The organism is Methylosinus sp. Ce-a6, assembly GCF_009811655.1.
GTDB lineage: Bacteria > Pseudomonadota > Alphaproteobacteria > Rhizobiales > Beijerinckiaceae > Methylosinus.
On record NZ_BGJX01000010.1, the window covers coordinates 1 to 15,711 of the forward strand.

Here is a 15,711-nt window from a genome sequence, read left to right on the forward strand (position 1 = left end):
GGGCGACATGACGGATGACGCATAGAACGCGGCGGCTGTCGTGAAGCGCGATCGGAATAGCCGTCGCGACGATGTTCCCGCAGCGTTGTAGCAGGCCCGGCTGATTGCCTTTGACTTGCACGATCAGATCATTCCCGGTCGGCGGGGATCTCGTTCGATTTCTCGTCGATCACATCATGCGCGAGAATGATCTGATGATCGACGGCGAAGGCGCTGAGCACATGCGCCGCTTTGCGATCGGCGAAAGCGTCGAAGCTCTGCCGCAGCGTCTTTCCGTCGATGGCGATGAAGCGGGACGGCGCGGCCGCGCAGGACCTGTCGAGACTTTCCGCATGACGACGGAACGCCTTCTCGAGTTCGTCCGGATCGAGCTGCCGCAGAATTCCGCGCACGGAGGCGTAGGCCGGCGCTCGTCGCAGCGCGGCGTCTGGGAAGGTCGCGTTGAGCAGGTCGAGCCGCGCGCGGACCAGGGCATGGATTTGCCTGCGCCTCTCGGGCGACGAAAAGCAGCGCGTCGCAATCGCCAGGGCGCTGCTGCGGCGCCCGCGCCTTCTCGTTTTCGACGAGGCCATCTCCTCGCTCGACACGCGGACCGAGCGCCTCATCCAGGATCGGCTGGCGATCGCCGCGAAAGGCGTGACGCGCCTCGTCATCGCGCATCGGCTCTCGACCGTCGTCGACGCCGATGAGATCATCGTGCTGGAGGATGGCGCGATCGTCGAGCGCGGCGACCACGCGCGTCTCATCGGGTCGGGCGGCGCCTATGCGCGAATGTGGGCCGCCCAGCGGCGCGCCGAGGAGAGCGAGGCGATCGACGGCGTCGGAGCGGCGTGACGGCCGTCAGGCCGGGCGCGCGATATAGACGACATGGGCCGGATCGCCTTCGGCGCCGCGCGCGGCGACCTCCATCGCGCGGAAGGAAAAGCGCGTCTCCTCGAGGCGCTCCTCGAAGCGCGGCGAGGGATCGGCGGACCAGACGGCGAGGACGCCCGCCGGGGCGAGCGCGCGCCGCATCTTGCGCAGGCCGCGCGCCGAGAACAGCGCGGAGTTCACGTCGCAGAGCACCGCCTCCGGCCCATTGTCTATGTCGAGGAGGATCGCCTCATAGGCCCCCTCGCCGGCCTCCATCACGGTGGCGACATCCTCCTCCCGCAGCTCGACGCGGGCGTCCTCGAGCGGGCGTCCGGCGAGCGGCGCCAGAGGACCGCGGTTCCAGGCGATGATTTCCGGGAGCAGCTCCGCCACGGCGACGCGCGCGTCCTTCGGCGCGGCGTCGAGCGCGGCGCGCAGCGTGAAGCCCATGCCGAGCCCGCCGATCAATATGCGCGGCGTCGCGGCGCTCACCTCCGCGAGGGCGAGCCGCGCCAGCTCTTCCTCCGAGCGATGGGCGCGGTTGGACATGAGATCAGAGCCGTTGCAGCGAATCTCGAAAATTCCGCCGCGATGGCGCAGCAGCAGCTCGTCGCCCGCGGCGGTGCGGGCGCGGGAGAGCTCTTCCCAGGGCCCGATCATTCGCCGCGGCCGTCATTGCCCGGGCCGTCATTACGAGGAGCGCCGCGACGAAGCGATCCAGCGCCGCGCCGCGAATCTTCGAGGAATTTCGCCCTATGGCCCTGGATCGCTTCGCTTCGCTCGCGATGACGGGGAAATTCAGACATCCGTGTTTTGCTCCGCGTCCACTTTGCGGCCGACGCGACCGAGATGGGTGTCGCCGAAGGCGGCTCCATATTTGAGGCCGAAGCCGAGCATACGGTCGAAGCCGATATGCGAAAGATGGATGAGCGCGATCGAGACCATCAGGTTCTGGCCGAGATAGACCCCGGCGCCGAGCACGGCGAAGGGGATGATCGTCGTATGGGCGGTGTTGTAGGCGATCGCGCCGATGCGCGGGCCGGCGAGATAGAAGACCATCGACAGATCGGGGAAGAGGAACAGCCAGGCCAGTAGCCGCCAATCCGCGCCGAGGCCGAAATAAGCGAAAAGGGCGGCCGCCATCAGCGCCGCCCCTTCCAGCCGCAATAGAATTTTCGGCCAGCCGAGCACGCTTCCGCTCGTCAGGCCGGAGAGCATCGGCTTACGCCGCCTCTTCCGCGGCCGTCTGGACGGGGCCGGAATCCTGGCCCTTGGCGTCCACGTCGCGGTCGACGAATTCGATGACGGCGAGCGGGGCGTTGTCGCCATAGCGGAAGCCCGCCTTCAGCACGCGGGTGTAGCCGCCGTTGCGCTCCTTATAGCGCGGGCCCAGCACGTCGAAGAGCTTCTTGACGAGATCGACGTCGCGCAGGCGGGCGATGGCCTGGCGGCGCGCGTGAAGATCGCCGCGCTTGCCGAGCGTCACCAGCTTCTCGACGACGGGACGCAAATCCTTGGCCTTGGGCAGAGTGGTGACGATCTGCTCATGCTTGATGAGCGCCTGGGCCAGATTGACGAACATCGCCTGACGATGCTCATGCGTGCGGTTGAATCTGCGCTTCGCGCGACCGTGATACATTTGGCGTCTCCGTTTCTTCTAGCGGCCGCCGTGCCAAGGAACGGCCGTTGTCTTAGTGAGCGGTGAGATGGCGAGCAGTGAGTAGAACGCCCTGCTCACTACTCACCACTCCCTATCTCACTCAATAATGCTCTTCGAATCTCTTGGCGAGATCGTCGATGTTCTCCGGCGGCCAGCCGGGCACTTCCATGCCGAGGTGCAGGCCCATTTGCGCCAGCACTTCCTTGATCTCGTTCAAGGATTTGCGGCCGAAGTTCGGGGTGCGGAGCATTTCCGCCTCCGACTTCTGGATGAGGTCGCCGATATAGACGATATTGTCGTTCTTCAGGCAGTTGGCCGAGCGCACCGAGAGCTCGAGCTCGTCCACCTTCTTGAGCAGCGCCGGGTTGAAGGCGAGCTGCGGAATGGACGGAGCAGCCTCCTCGCGGCGCGGCTCCTCGAAATTCACGAAGACCGAGAGCTGGTCCTGCAGAATGCGCGCCGCATAGGCGAGCGCGTCCTCCGGCGAGACGGCGCCATTGGTCTCGATCGTCAGCGTCAGCTTGTCCTTGTCGAGTTCCTGGCCCTCGCGGGTGTTCTCGACGCGATAGCTCACCTTCTTGACCGGCGAATAGAGGCTGTCGATCGGGATGAGGCCGATCGGCGCGTCCTCGGCGCGGTTGCGGTCGGCCGGGACATAGCCCTTGCCGGTCGCAATCGTGAATTCCACGCGGAATTCGGCGCCCTCGTCCAGCGTGCAGATGACGAGATCGGGGTTGAGGATCTGCAGATCGCCGGTGGCCTGGATGTCGCCCGCGGTGACGGGGCCGGGGCCCTGCTTCTTCAGCGTCAGGCGCTTCAGGCCCTCGCCGCTGTATTTGATGGCGATATCCTTGATGTTGAGGACGATGTCGGTCACGTCCTCACGCACGCCGGGGATCGACGAGAACTCGTGCAGCACGCCGTCGATATGAATCGAGGTGATCGCCGCGCCCTGCAGGGAGGAGAGCAGGATGCGACGCAGCGCATTGCCGAGCGTCAAGCCGAAGCCGCGCTCGAGCGGCGAAGCGACGGCCACCGCGATGCGGCGCGGATCGTAACCCGCCGTCACCTCGAGCTTGCTGGGCTTGATGAGTTCCTGCCAGTTCTTCTGGATGCTCACTGTGGCGCCTTTCCTTCAGCTCTCGGCCGGGTCCCGCGCGGCCGGCGCGAGACCCCGTCGCAATTCGTCCCGATGAAAATAGGTCTCGTCAGACGCGGCGGCGCTTGCGCGGGCGGCAGCCATTGTGCGGAATGGGCGTCACGTCGCGGATCGAGGTCACGGTGAAGCCCGCGGCCTGCAGCGCGCGCAGCGCCGATTCACGGCCGGAGCCCGGACCGGAGACCTCCACCTCGAGGGTGCGCACGCCATGCTCGCCGGCCTTGCGCGCCGCGTCCTCGGCGGCCATCTGCGCGGCGTAGGGCGTCGATTTGCGCGAGCCCTTGAAGCCCATCGTGCCGGCCGACGACCAGGACACGGTGTTGCCCTGCGCGTCGGTGATGGTGATCATCGTGTTGTTGAAGGTCGAATTCACATGCGCGACGCCGGAAACGATGTTCTTGCGCTCCCTGCGGCGAACGCGGGTGGTCTCTTTGGCCATGGTCTCTTTCTCGTCCTTCGGACGCGCCCGTAATGCCGGGCGCTAGGGCTCGATGATGGCGCGAGCGTGTTGCGCTCCGCGCCCAGGTGATCGTCGCGAAGGGCTTCGCGACACGTAAGCCGAAACTTACTTCTTCTTGCCGGCGATCGGCTTCGCCTTGCCTTTGCGGGTGCGGGCGTTGGTGTGGGTGCGCTGGCCGCGGACCGGAAGCTGGCGGCGATGGCGCAGGCCGCGATAGCAGCCGAGGTCCATCAAACGCTTGATGTTGATCGCCACCTCGCGGCGCAGGTCGCCCTCGACCAGATAGTCGCGGTCGATCGTCTCGCGGATCTGCAGCACTTCGGCGTCGGTGAGCTGCGCGACGCGGCGCTCGGCCGGGATGTTCACCTTCTCGATGATCTCCTGCGCCTTTTTCGGCCCGATTCCGTGGATATACTGCAGAGCGATGACGACGCGCTTGTTGGTCGGTATGTTGACGCCGGCGATACGGGCCATTTTCTCGTCTCTCCATCGGGGGCGAACTCTCGCGTTCGCCGCTGTTTAGACCCGCGTCCGGTGGAGGCCGGCCCCTGCGGGTCGCTTATACGACGAAGGCTCCGTTCCCGCTGGAAACGGAGCGCGCCGCCGAAGTGGTGAAGTTGGGGTTCCTAGGCGAAAGCCGCCCGCCCGTCAAGGCGCCCGCGCCCGCGGTCGATCATTTTTCCTCGCTATATTCCTCGAGCTCCAGCCACATCGCATTGATCACGCCGAAGGCGCAGGCGAGGCCGAGGCCGAGGATCCAGGAAAAATACCACATGGCGATCTCCTTCTCTCGATGGGGGAGTTTCGTTCAGTAGGGATAATCGTCCTTGTCGGCGACGCGCGCCTCCGTCACGGGCCCGCGCAGCGTATTGTAGATCCAGGCCGTATAGGCGAGCACGATCGGCAGGAAGACGATGACCGCGGCGAGCATCAGCGTCAATGTGCGCTGGCTCGAGGAGGCGTCCCACAGGGTGAGGCTGTGATTGGGGTCGGCCGAGGACGGCAGCAGGAATGGAAACAGGGTGAATCCCGCCGTGGCGACGACGCCGCCCACGGCGAGGCTCGAGCCGATGAAGGCGACGAGCGGGGCCGAAAAAGCGAGGGCGAGCATGGCGACCAGCGCGCCGAAATAGGCGGCGGCGGGGGCGGCCAGCGTCCACGGCCGCGCCTCATAGGCGGCTTTCCAGGCGCCGGCCTCGCGCGCGACGGTCTTGGCGAGCGGATTGGACGGGCCGGAGGGATCGACCGCGCTCGTCAGCACATAGCCGTCGATCGTCTCGGATCCCCAATAGCCGGCGTAAGTGAAGGCCGCCAGCAGCACGATCGCCGCGAGCCAGCCGGCGAGCTTGGCGCGAAAGGCGACCGGACCTTCCGTCTTGGTCGCGAGCCAGGTGGCTCCCTGCAGCGTGATCATGGAGAGGCTGACGAGGCCCGCGAGCAGAGCGAAGGGGCTGAGCAGGCCGAAGAGATTGCCCTCATAGACGACGTTCAGCTGATCGTCGAAGCGGAACGGCGCGCCGAGCAGGACATTGCCGAAGGCGACGCCGAACAGAAGCGCCGGGACGAAGCCGGAGACGAAAAAGATCCAATCCCAGGCCCGCCGCCAGCCGAGCGCCTCGAGCTTGCTGCGATAGGTGATCGCGACCGGCCGCAGAATGAGGCCGAGCAGCACCAGGAACATCGCCAGATAGAAGCCGGAGAAGGAGACGGCGTAGAGCGCCGGAAAGGCCGCGAAGATCGCGCCGCCGCCGAGGATCAGCCAGACCTGATTGCCTTCCCACACCGGGCCGATGGCGTTGAGCGTCTGCCGCCGCTCGGCGTCCGAGCGCGCGACGAAGGGATGGAGCACGGCCGCGCCGAGGTCGAAGCCGTCCAATATCGCAAATCCGATGAGCAGCGTTCCGAGCAAGGCCCACCAGACGAGCCGCAGAATTCCATAATCGATCATGTCGAAATCTCCTCGATGAGGATTTTCATGTCGAGACGATCATTCGAGCCGAAGACCCGAAGGCCCCCTCCCTCACCCGCTGCGCGGGAGAGGGGGGCGTCGACGTTTCGCGAAGCTTCGATGAAGCGCCGAGTCTGCTCCCTCGCCCGCGCAGCGGGGGAGGGTTGGGGAGGGGGCTCGAGCACCTTCACTTTCATTGACGCAGGCCGCCAGAGGGGGAGGGTGAAAGCGCGTCACGCGATTTGGAGGGGCCGCTCCGGCGTCTCGCGCGGGAAGGATTCGATCTGCGGGCCGAGCCGGACATATTTCACGATCAGCCAGACGTCGACGATGGCGAGCGCGCTGTAGAACAGCACGAAGCCGCCGAGGCTGAGCAGCACATTATAGACCGGCACATTGGAGGCGCCGAGGAAGGTCGGCAGCACGCTGTCGATGATCCAGGGCTGGCGGCCATATTCGGCGACGATCCAGCCGAGCTCGGCCGCGATCCAGGGCAGCGGCAGGCTGTAGAAGGCGAGCTTCAGCAGCCAGGGATTTTCTCTGAGGCGCCGGCGGCTGGCGACGTAGAAGGCGGCGCCGAACAGGAAGATGAAATAAAAGCCGAGCGCCACCATGATGCGGAAGGCCCAGAACAGCACCGGCACATTGGGGATGGTGGAGAGAGCCGCCTCGTGAATCTGCTCCTGAGTGGCGTTCTCTATGTCGGGGCGGATCTGCTTCAGCAGCAGCGAATGGCCGAGGTCGCGGAAGGCCGGCGCGAGCTCGGGCGGAATCGGCGCGTCGGGTCCATCCGGGCGCGCGGCGAGCCACTCATAGGCGGGCAAGCCGCTGCGGATGCGCGTCTTCGACTTTTCGACGAGGGATTTGATGCCCTCGACCGGCGTGTCGAACGAGCGCGTCGCGATGAGGCCGAGGACGTAAGGAACCTCCACTTTCAAATGCGTCGTCTGCTCCTTCACATCGGGAATTCCGAATATGGTGAAGGAGGCCGGCGGCGGCTCCGTCTCCCACATGGCCTCGATGGCGGCGATCTTCATTTTCTGGTTGAAGCTCGCCGTATAGCCGCTCTCGTCGCCGAGAACGACGACAGAGAGCGCCGAGGCGAGGCCGAAGCTCGCCGCCACATTGGCCGAGCGCCGCGCGATCTCGCGATGCTGGCGCTGAAAGAGCAGATAATAGGCCGAGATGGAGAGCACGAACATCGCGCCGGTCACATAGCCGGCGCTGACCGTATGCACGAATTTCGACTGCGCGACGGGGTTGAAGAACACCTCCATGAAGGAGCTGAGCTCCATGCGCAGCGTCTGCGGATTGAATTGCGCGCCGACCGGATTGAGCATCCAGCTATTGGCGATGAGGATCCAGAGCGCCGAGAAATTGGCGCCGAGCGCGACCAGCCAGGTGACGGTCAAATGCGCCACCTTGCTCAGCCGGTTCCAGCCGAAGAAGAAGAGCCCGACGAAGGAGGCCTCGAGGAAGAAGGCCATCAGCCCTTCGATCGCCAGCGGCGCGCCGAAAATATCGCCGACGTAATGGGAGTAATAGGACCAGTTGGTCCCGAACTGGAACTCCAGGGTGATGCCGGTCGCGACGCCCATCGCGAAATTGATGCCGAACAGCGCGCCCCAGAATTTGACCGCGTCGCGCCAGATCGTCCGGCCGGTCATCACATAGACGCTCTCCATTATGGCGAGGATCAGCGACAGGCCGAGCGTCAGCGGCACGAAGAGGAAGTGATAGAGGGCGGTCAGCGCGAATTGCAGCCTCGAAAGCGTCACCACGTCGAGATCGAACATCATGCGCTCCTGAAAAATAGGATCAGCCCCGGTCCCGGGCAAAGAGCTTCTCCGCCACGGCGGCGGGCGAGATCTGCGGCCGCTCGGCGGCGTCGAAACACAGGAAATAGAGCAGGGCGAGGGCCAAGGTCTTGAGAGCGAGCGCTGTGGCGATCTCTCGCCCGAGCCGATGCGGCGCCGGATTGGCCGACATGAGTTTCTCCCCGCCCGAAGCGTCGGGCCGACAGTCTTTCGATGTTTCATTGAAACACGGAAAGACTCTCGGCTTTTGTTTTGACGCGTTTCCGACGCCGAACCGCAGTCGGCTGGAAACGCTCTAGGGGACACTAGCCCCGAACGGCTTCGTCTTCATGACCGCGAAAGTCCTTAAAGACCACGGCGGTCGCCGCAGGCCGCGGTTCGAAGATCCGAGCTTCGGCTTCGCGATTTTGTCGCCGCCGCGGCGCGGCGCGCATTTCGGGGCGGCCGAGTTTCTCTCGGCCAAGTTTCTCTCGGCCAAGTTTCTTGACTTTGGCCGGCGCGTGCCTTATTCGGCGCCTCTCGCTAGCGCAATGCGTTGCGCCGCGCTCGCGGGGGAGTAGCTCAGTTGGTTAGAGCGCCGGCCTGTCACGCCGGAGGTCGCGGGTTCGAGCCCCGTCTCTCTCGCCAGTTTAAATCAGCAGCTCGCACTGCTTATGCCGCTTTTTCCACGTGGGCTCGGTGGGAATGGCGAGGGGCCCGGGCGTTCGGTCGAGGAAGACGCTCGTCGATTGATTCCGGCCTTGCCTGCGCCTATTCTATGAGCATGACCTCGCCCGCCATCACCTTCGATCGTCTCGCCTATATCGATCGGCTGAAAGAGGCCGGGTTCGACGACAGGCAGGCGCGCGCTCAGGCGGATGCGCTGGACGCGGCGTTGCGCGATTCTGTGGCGACGAAGGCCGACGTGCGCGAGTCCGAGCTGCGGCTCGAGGCCAAAATCGAGACCACGGCGGCAAATCTTCGAGCGGACATCGCCCGTTGGCTTTTCGCGGCCGTCGTCGCGCTCGGCGGCGTGATTCTCGCCGCCGTCAAATTCGTGAAGTGACGACGGCGGGACATAGACGCCGCCTCCTCAGTTCTCCATCAACCAGAGCGCGCAATCCTCCCAATAGGGGCGGCCGGGGTCGCGGAAAAAGCCGAAATGGCCGACCGGCCCTCCCTCGGCGCGAATCGCCATGGGCTCGATTCTCGCGCGCCGGAAGCGTTGCAGCAGCGCGTCGACCGCCGGTTTCGGCGCCATCCAATCGTCCTCGATCGCCAAGGCGCGAATCGTTCCCGTGAAGCCGTCGAAACATCCCGAGAACGGTCGTCCCGCCGCGTCGACGAAATAGGCGGGGCTGCGGCACCAGCGCGCCCATTCGAGCGCCGCGTCCTTGGGCAGGTCCTCGCCGAGGCGAAGGCGCGCCGCCGGAAAATAGCCGAGCAGAGCGGTGGGAAGCGGCAATAAGGCGTTCCAGAACAGAAAGAGGGCGTATTTGCGCGGCGCCGGCCACAGGCGCCAATCGCCGATCTGCGTGCTGACCGCCCACATGGCGCCGATGAGATGATTATTGTCCGCGAGCCCGACCATCTGCCCGCCGACGCTATGGGCGACGACGCGCAATCGCCCATCGGGCGCGAGCGTCGCCGCATGATCCAGAACGCCGGCCAAGTCCTGCTCGCCCCAGGCGCGCAGACCGCCGCCCGGCGTTCCGAATTGGCGCGAGGCGCCGACGCCGCGATAATCGAAGGTGAGAACGCTGCATCCGCGCGCGGCGAGAAAACGCGCCAAGCGCTCATAGAATTTCTGCTTCACCGCTATGGCGCCGGCGACGACGACGACGGGCCCTTCGCTCTGCGGCGCTGAAAACAGCGTCGCCGCGAGAGAGGCTCCGTCTCTCGCGGCGATCGTCACCGAAACGCCCTTGCCGTCGCCGGCGTTGGTCATGCGGTCACGCTTTCCTCGGCCAGTCTCGCGGCCGCGCCATTGGCGAGCGGCGCCTCGGCTTCGCGGCGAAGTCTGCTCTGCTGCTGATAATGAGCGGCGAGCGGCAGATTTTCAACCGCGGGGAACTGCTCCTCGATCTTCTTCGGCTCGAACAGCGTCACGACGGATTTCCAGGTCGCGATTCCCCAGCCCTGCGAGCGATAGGGATAGCCGTGCTCCTCGCAGAACTGGCGCAGCATGGGCGCGAGCGCGGGATAGTGACGCGGGCTGATCCAGGGAAAGAGGTGATGCTCGATCTGGAAATCGACGCCGCCGCAGAGCAGCCGGCCGATCGGACCCGTCTCGAAATTCACCGCCGTCGCCGTCTGCAGCATCAGATAATTGTCGCGCGTCGCATCCTTCGTCACCTGGATCGCCTCCTCCGGATAATGCGCCGGAGCAAAGAGCGCGAACATGACATAGGACATCATGAACATCTGCACGACGAAGAACAGAGCGACATTGGCGAGGCCGAAGAAATAGATCGGAATGATCGTCCACACGACCCAATGCGCGCTCACGCAGGCGAGGTCGACCCAGCTCGTCCAATTGCGGCGCTGATCGTCCTTCAGCTCGCGAATGAGGAATCGCCAGCCCTTGAAAGCGACGCCGAAGGAATTGCCGAGCAGCACGATGGGGAAGAAATAGCCCTGATGCTCGAACCACCATCTGGCGAGCCCGCTGGCGTTCTTCAGATCGCGATCGTTGAGCGTGAACACCGGCATGAGATCGGCGTCGTCGTCCACGCCGATGACGTTCGGATTGGGATGATGAACGACGACATGCTTATGACGCCAATAGTTTCCCGACACGCCGAGGAAGAAGGCGAAGTCGAAATACATGATGAATTCATTGACCCAGGGCCTGTCGCTGATCGCATGATGCGAGGCCGTATGGCCGTTCGTCGACATGCCCATGCAGCCATAGGCCACGAGAATCATGCCGATCGCTTTGACGACGAGCATGTCCGAGACGATGACGAGAGAGACGCCTGCGATGGTCAACGCCACGAACAGAAGGCATTCGGCCATGCCGATGGCGGTCAGCTTGCGGCCGAACCCTGCGCGATGGACCTGCTGCCGCAGACGCGCGAAATCCTGATTGGCTTCCTTGGACATATGCACCCCCGAAATACGAATATTCGTCTCAAACGCGCTGCAGGCGGTACGGCGCGTGATAATCCTTGGTGAAGAGGAGCTGGTAGAGCGCCTGGTCGCCCGCGGCGGCGGATGCGATTCCGCAGCTGAGGTAATATTCCCACATGCGCTTGAAGACCGTGTCGTAGCGCTCGGGGTCGAGCGCGTCGCAATTGGCGCGGAAGGCTTCCAGCCAGCGGCGCAAGGTGACGGCGTAATGGCGCGCCATATTCTCGACGTCGAGAATGGCGAGGCGATTGTTCTCGAGCTGCGTCGTCATCGCCGAGAGTTTCGGCGTGTCGGAGCCGGGGAAGATATATTTCTGGATGAAGGGATCGTGGCGATTGATCGCGGTGTTGCAACCGATGACATGCACGAGGCCGCGGCCCGTCGGCGCGAGCAGGCGCTCGATGGCGCCGAAATAAGCGGGATAATCGCCAGCGCGCACATGCTCCAGCATTCCGACGCTGACGATGCGGTCGAAAGCGCCTTCGATCTCGCGATAATCGCCGAGCACGAAGCGCACGCGATCGGAGACGCCATATTTGTCGGCGTTCTCTTCCGCGCGCGCATGATGCGCGACGCTATTCGTCACGCCGACGCCGCGCGCGCCGAAATTCAGCGCCGCATGGATCAGCATGCCGCCCTTGCCGCAACCTATGTCGAGCAGCGATTGGCCCGGCTCGATCTCGAGCTTCTGGCAAATGCGATCGAGCTTGCGCTGCTGCAAGAGATTGGCGTCGTCGTCCTGCGAATGCGCATAGCCGCAAGAGTAGACTTGATAGCGGTCGAGCAGAAAAGCGTCGAACACGTCTTCGCCGATATCGTAATGGCGGCGGACATTGGTCGCCGGGCTCATCAGCCGATTGCCGGCGAGAAGACCGGCGTAGCGCAGGAGAAAGCTCCAATCCGAGCGCAGCTTCTTATGCAGGCCGGCGCGGCACAGCATGATGAGGCAATCGACGAGGCGGCCGTCCTCGACCTCGAAATCCTGCGCCATGAAGGCTTCGCCCATGCCGAGATTGCCATAGGCGAGCACGCGGCTGAAGAAATCCTCGCGAAGGACGCGCAGCACGACAGGCGCCTCGTCGCCGGCGCCGAAGCGATGATCGACGCCATTGTGGCGAACGATCAGCGTTCCGCGATGGAGATGGCGCGACAGCATTTCGAAGAATGCGTCTTCCGGCCGACGCGCCCCGAAGATCTGCGGGAAGGATGATTGTCCGCGCGGCGTTCTCGCGTCGAAGCCGCGCGCGGCGTGTTCCGGCATATATCTCGTATCCGTCATTCGTCTCTCCAAATCCATGTCGCGCGATTCAGAAAAGAATTCCGCGCTTTCTTGCGCCCGGTAACACGCGCGAAATCTTTCGCGCGCCCCGCGCTATTTGCGCCGCGCCTTGTTTTTCATGCTGCTCGCCATGCCGCGCCGAGACGCCGCAAGACAACATTGTGACAAAAGTTGTCACATTATTTCCGCATGTTGACAAGCTGCTCAGCTTGCGCTCGGTTCCTTCTCGCCGCTTCTTGCGGGGCGACGATCGGCTCGAGCCTGGGCGATGGTGTTAGAGACGAGCGGAATGAAATTATGTGCGCCGTCGCACAGGGCGCATCGGCGCTCCGCTCTATGGAAGCCGGGCGAGAGCTTATTCGGCGGAGATGGACAAATGGACGCAATCGAAATGTCGCGCTGGTTGTGGGCGGATCGGCGCGCGCGCGCCGCTCGCGGCGAGGCGGGCCCGACGCTGAACGGCGCAAAGGGCGAGTTCATCGAGACGCGCGGCGCGACTTTGCGCACGCTCGTCGCGCCGAAGAAGAGCGGCGCGAGCGACAAGACGCTGGTGATCGTGCCCGATCCGCCCAATGTGATCGAGCAATATCTGCCGATCATCGACGAAATGTCCAACCACGCCCGCGTCGTCTGCGTGGAGACGCCGGGCTTTGGCCAATCCTTCGTGAAATCGGGCTTTCGCTTCGACGTCGAGAGCTATTGCGATGTCTTCGACGAAGTCTTCGCCCGGCTCGGCATAAGAGACGCGGTGCTGGACATGGCCTGTCTCGGCGGTTTCGCGGGCGTCGCTTTTTCCGCCGCGCGGCCGGACCGCGTGCGCCATCTCATGCTGCAACAGACCGTCTCGATCTCGCAGGCGCAGAAATGGGCGGCGGGCACGGATCGCATGAATTTGATCCGCCGGCCCTATGTCGGGCAGATCTTCATGCGCGCGCTCGATCATGTGGTGACGCGCCATTGGTACAAGGTCGCCATGCCGCCGGCGCATTCGGCGATCGCGCCGAAGCTCGCGGAAGAAGCGATCGCCGGCCTCGATCGCGGCGGTTGCTTTTGTCTCTGCAACGCCTATCAGGCGTTGATGGCGACGCCGGAAAAGCCCTATGCCGCGCAGCCGCGCAAAGTGACCATCGTCTGGGGCGACAGCGATCCGACGCATCATCTCGTGGCGACGATCGGTGATTCGTTGAAGGCGTTTCTGCCGGAGGCGGAGTTCGTCGTCTTCGAGAATTGCGGGCACTTTCCCATGCTGGAAAATCCACAGCGCTATCTGCCGATGCTGCGCGCCGCGCTCGACGCCGCGTGAGCGCCGCGCGCCGCTGGAGTCTTTTCATGTTTCATACGATTTCCGGCTGATTACTTCATAAACACGGGCGTCATCGCGAGCCGAAGGCGAAGCGATCCAGCGCCGTGGGGCGGCTCCTGGATCGCTTCGTCGCTGCGCTCCTCGCGATGACGTTGAAACACGGAAAGACTCTCGGCTTTTGTTTTGACGCGTTTCCGACGCGAACCAGCGTCCACTTCGGCTGGAAACGCTCCAGCGTTCAGCTCGGCTGCGACAGGCGGCGCATTTCGGCGAGCGCCGGATTGCCCTCCGCCTCCAGCCGGGCGATCGCCTCGAGGCCCCATTTATAGGAGAATTCGGCGACTTCCCGATGCTTGTCCCAGGTCATGAAGCTCGCGCCGGGACAGACGGGCGGCTGCACGGTCACGTCGAGGGCGCCGGAGAAATTCGGTTTTTCGCGAATATTGCTGAACACCGCCTGTTGAATGACGCTGGCGAGCGAGGGGCAATTGGGCAAGGGCTTGCGGCGCAGCGGATTGAACATCGCCGCGAGCAATTCGTTGCGGCCGGGGAGCGCGCGATAGTCGAAATCATAGAGCCGCGGATCGGCGTTTCTGAGATCGACGATGAGATTGGGGCCGTTCTTGAGCGCGTGCATCGGCGCGATCGGCGCATTGTCGGAGACGGCGCCGTCGACGAGCATATGTCCGTCCTCGTCGAAGAAGGGCGGCAGCACGCCGGGAATGGCGCAGGAGGCGCGCACCGCCTGCCAGGTCGCCCCGGAGCGGATGACGCGCATCGAATAGGTGGAGAGATCCGTCGCTATGGCGAAGCAAGGGCGCCACAAATCTTCGAAAGCGATGGAGCCATAGGACGCCGCCAGCGTCGCCTCCAGGATCGTGTGGTCGAGCAGTCCGAATTTCGGCAGAGTGAGGCGCTTCAGCGCGGCGTTCCGCACGAAGATTTCATGAATCGCCGCCTCCACCTCCTCCGGGCTCTTCAATTGCGCGAAGGCGACCGCCATGCCGGAGCCGATGCTGCTGCCGCCGAAAATATCGAAGACGACGCCCGATTCCTGAAAGGCTTTGACGATGCCGATATGGGCGAGGCCGAGCGCGCCGCCGGCGCCGGCGACGAAGCCGATCGCCTGGCCGGTGAGAAAGCGGGCGAGACAATCGAAATCCGCGCCCGAATCGAGGGCGACATGATGCAGCATGAAGACGTCGCGCTCGCGCAGCCAGGGCGCGGAGGGATCGGCGGCCGCCGGCCGCTGCGGATAGAGCTTGACGATGCGCCGACGGTTCGGCGGAAACAGCGTGAAGGCGAAACTCTCGATCGGATTGAGCGCCTCGGACCCGCCGGTCACGGCCATGATCAGCAGATCGGCCGAGTTGAGGACGGCGCGGCTCCATTCGTCGAGCTCATTGCCGGCGACGCAGACGACGAGGTCGCTCTCGCGCTCCAATTCGCCGAGCCAATCGGCGACCGCGTAGCGATCGAAAGCGCCGTTCGAAAAATGCGCGCGCGCGTCGGCGGGGGAGAGCACGCGCGCGCGCGCGCGCGCGCCGATCGCCCGCAGCAGGCGCGCGCCGAAAGCTTCCGGAACGGCGCCGCCGCCAGCGGGAACGAGCGCGATGACGCGCAGCCGGCTGCTCTGGCGGAAGTTGCGCCGCGTGATCTCGCCGAGCCGGGCGAGGCGCTTGGCGAGCGAGCGGGTGACGGCGCGCTGCAGATCGGGGAATTGCGCGACGAGCGCGTCGAATAGCGCGCGGTCGATCTCCAGAACCTCGGAGTCGCGCATGGCGATGACATTGGCGCCGCGCGGCTCGCCGGTGAAGAAACCCATCTCGCCGATGAGCTGATCCTTGCCGATCTCCGCGACGACCTCGCCATTGCCGGCGTTCTCGACGCCGAACTGGCCGAAATTGACGATGTAGAGCGTTTCGGACGCGTCGCCCTGCACGATCAGCGCCTCGCCGCGCGCAATGCGGCGGGTCTTCACGCAGGCCTTGATCTTATTGCGATCCTCGTCCTCGAGGGACTGCCAGAAGCTCTGATCTTCCGCTACGAGCGTCTTCGCCATGGAAATGCATTCGTCCCGATGCGTTTCGTCGCGCGCCCCCGCGTGACGATGCGGCGCGCA

At 64.6% G+C, this 15,711-nt stretch carries 18 protein-coding genes, 1 tRNA gene and 1 pseudogene; 5 read left to right on the forward strand and 15 right to left on the reverse strand.

Features of this window, described 5'->3' with window-relative positions:
- Positions 1 to 128: 128 nt before the first annotated feature.
- Positions 129 to 392 (reverse strand): hypothetical protein, encoded by a 264-nt coding sequence (locus tag Mspo_RS08600; protein WP_201281662.1) that lies wholly within the window; start codon positions 390 to 392, stop codon positions 129 to 131.
- A 91-nt stretch (positions 393 to 483) separates the two neighbouring features.
- On the opposite strand from Mspo_RS08600, the pseudogene Mspo_RS08605 reads away from it, so the two are divergent.
- A pseudogene (locus Mspo_RS08605) lies at positions 484 to 834 on the forward strand (ATP-binding cassette domain-containing protein); the annotation flags it as partial.
- Positions 835 to 840: 6 nt separating this feature from the next.
- On the opposite strand, the gene Mspo_RS08610 reads toward Mspo_RS08605, so the two are convergent.
- From Mspo_RS08610 to cydP, 10 genes are all read right to left on the reverse strand, one after another.
- Positions 841 to 1,512 carry a hypothetical protein gene (locus Mspo_RS08610; protein ID WP_159728798.1) on the reverse strand — a complete coding sequence of 224 codons (672 nt, stop codon included), beginning with the start codon at positions 1,510 to 1,512 and terminating at the stop codon, positions 841 to 843.
- Positions 1,513 to 1,650: 138 nt separating this feature from the next.
- Complete coding sequence (locus tag Mspo_RS08615; RefSeq protein ID WP_159728800.1) at positions 1,651 to 2,070, reverse strand: DUF4260 domain-containing protein; 420 nt, start codon at positions 2,068 to 2,070, stop codon at positions 1,651 to 1,653.
- A gap of 4 nt (positions 2,071 to 2,074) precedes the next feature.
- A complete protein-coding gene (gene rplQ / locus Mspo_RS08620; RefSeq protein WP_159728802.1) occupies positions 2,075 to 2,491 on the reverse strand; it encodes a 50S ribosomal protein L17 in 417 nt (138 codons plus the stop codon).
- A gap of 121 nt (positions 2,492 to 2,612) precedes the next feature.
- Entirely contained in the window at positions 2,613 to 3,632 is a 1,020-nt protein-coding gene (locus tag Mspo_RS08625; protein ID WP_159728804.1) for a DNA-directed RNA polymerase subunit alpha, read from the reverse strand.
- Between the two features lie 88 nt (positions 3,633 to 3,720).
- Positions 3,721 to 4,110, reverse strand: a complete 390-nt coding sequence (gene rpsK, locus Mspo_RS08630; protein ID WP_018267194.1) for a 30S ribosomal protein S11 — start codon at positions 4,108 to 4,110, stop codon at positions 3,721 to 3,723.
- Between the two features lie 126 nt (positions 4,111 to 4,236).
- Positions 4,237 to 4,605: a 30S ribosomal protein S13 gene (rpsM, locus tag Mspo_RS08635; RefSeq protein WP_018267193.1), complete on the reverse strand. Its 369-nt coding sequence runs from the start codon at positions 4,603 to 4,605 to the stop codon at positions 4,237 to 4,239.
- Positions 4,606 to 4,804: 199 nt separating this feature from the next.
- On the reverse strand, positions 4,805 to 4,906 hold the full coding sequence (gene cydX, locus Mspo_RS08640; RefSeq protein ID WP_024878255.1) for a cytochrome bd-I oxidase subunit CydX: 102 nt from the start codon (positions 4,904 to 4,906) through the stop codon (positions 4,805 to 4,807).
- 33 nt (positions 4,907 to 4,939) lie between these two features.
- The gene (gene cydB, locus Mspo_RS08645) at positions 4,940 to 6,079 is read right to left on the reverse strand and encodes a cytochrome d ubiquinol oxidase subunit II (RefSeq protein ID WP_159728806.1); all 1,140 of its coding nucleotides are present in this window, start codon (positions 6,077 to 6,079) and stop codon (positions 4,940 to 4,942) included.
- Positions 6,080 to 6,312: 233 nt separating this feature from the next.
- Positions 6,313 to 7,875: a cytochrome ubiquinol oxidase subunit I gene (locus Mspo_RS08650; protein WP_159728808.1), complete on the reverse strand. Its 1,563-nt coding sequence runs from the start codon at positions 7,873 to 7,875 to the stop codon at positions 6,313 to 6,315.
- Positions 7,876 to 7,897: 22 nt separating this feature from the next.
- Positions 7,898 to 8,068 (reverse strand): cytochrome oxidase putative small subunit CydP, encoded by a 171-nt coding sequence (gene cydP / locus Mspo_RS08655; RefSeq protein WP_159728809.1) that lies wholly within the window; start codon positions 8,066 to 8,068, stop codon positions 7,898 to 7,900.
- Positions 8,069 to 8,225: 157 nt separating this feature from the next.
- Here cydP and Mspo_RS08660 point away from each other — a divergent pair, with 157 nt between their 5' ends.
- The 3 genes from Mspo_RS08660 (at position 8,226) to Mspo_RS08670 (ending at position 8,941) form a co-directional block, all read left to right on the forward strand.
- The gene (locus Mspo_RS08660) at positions 8,226 to 8,456 is read left to right on the forward strand and encodes a hypothetical protein (RefSeq protein WP_159728811.1); all 231 of its coding nucleotides are present in this window, start codon (positions 8,226 to 8,228) and stop codon (positions 8,454 to 8,456) included.
- Positions 8,447 to 8,523 (forward strand) — tRNA-Asp (locus Mspo_RS08665). Before Mspo_RS08660 ends, Mspo_RS08665 begins: the two co-directional genes overlap by 10 nt.
- Positions 8,524 to 8,653: 130 nt before the next feature.
- Positions 8,654 to 8,941 (forward strand): hypothetical protein, encoded by a 288-nt coding sequence (locus tag Mspo_RS08670; protein ID WP_159728813.1) that lies wholly within the window; start codon positions 8,654 to 8,656, stop codon positions 8,939 to 8,941.
- Between the two features lie 27 nt (positions 8,942 to 8,968).
- On the opposite strand, the gene Mspo_RS08675 is transcribed toward Mspo_RS08670, so the two are convergent.
- Genes Mspo_RS08675 through Mspo_RS08685 form a run of 3 tightly spaced genes read right to left on the reverse strand, consistent with a single transcriptional unit; the run spans position 8,969 to position 12,286 of the window.
- Entirely contained in the window at positions 8,969 to 9,823 is an 855-nt protein-coding gene (locus Mspo_RS08675; protein WP_159728815.1) for an alpha/beta fold hydrolase, read from the reverse strand.
- Positions 9,820 to 10,980, reverse strand: coding sequence for an acyl-CoA desaturase (locus tag Mspo_RS08680; RefSeq protein WP_159728817.1), 1,161 nt, complete (start codon positions 10,978 to 10,980; stop codon positions 9,820 to 9,822). Before Mspo_RS08680 ends, Mspo_RS08675 begins: the two co-directional genes overlap by 4 nt.
- 28 nt (positions 10,981 to 11,008) lie before the next feature.
- The gene (locus tag Mspo_RS08685; RefSeq protein ID WP_159728819.1) at positions 11,009 to 12,286 is read right to left on the reverse strand and encodes a class I SAM-dependent methyltransferase; all 1,278 of its coding nucleotides are present in this window, start codon (positions 12,284 to 12,286) and stop codon (positions 11,009 to 11,011) included.
- A gap of 376 nt (positions 12,287 to 12,662) precedes the next feature.
- Here Mspo_RS08685 and Mspo_RS08690 point away from each other — a divergent pair, with 376 nt between their 5' ends.
- Positions 12,663 to 13,589: an alpha/beta fold hydrolase gene (locus Mspo_RS08690; protein WP_159728821.1), complete on the forward strand. Its 927-nt coding sequence runs from the start codon at positions 12,663 to 12,665 to the stop codon at positions 13,587 to 13,589.
- 238 nt (positions 13,590 to 13,827) lie between these two features.
- Here the strand turns inward: Mspo_RS08690 and Mspo_RS08695 are convergent, their stop codons facing one another.
- Positions 13,828 to 15,651, reverse strand: a complete 1,824-nt coding sequence (locus Mspo_RS08695) for a patatin-like phospholipase family protein (protein ID WP_159728823.1) — start codon at positions 15,649 to 15,651, stop codon at positions 13,828 to 13,830.
- Positions 15,652 to 15,711: the final 60 nt, after the last annotated feature.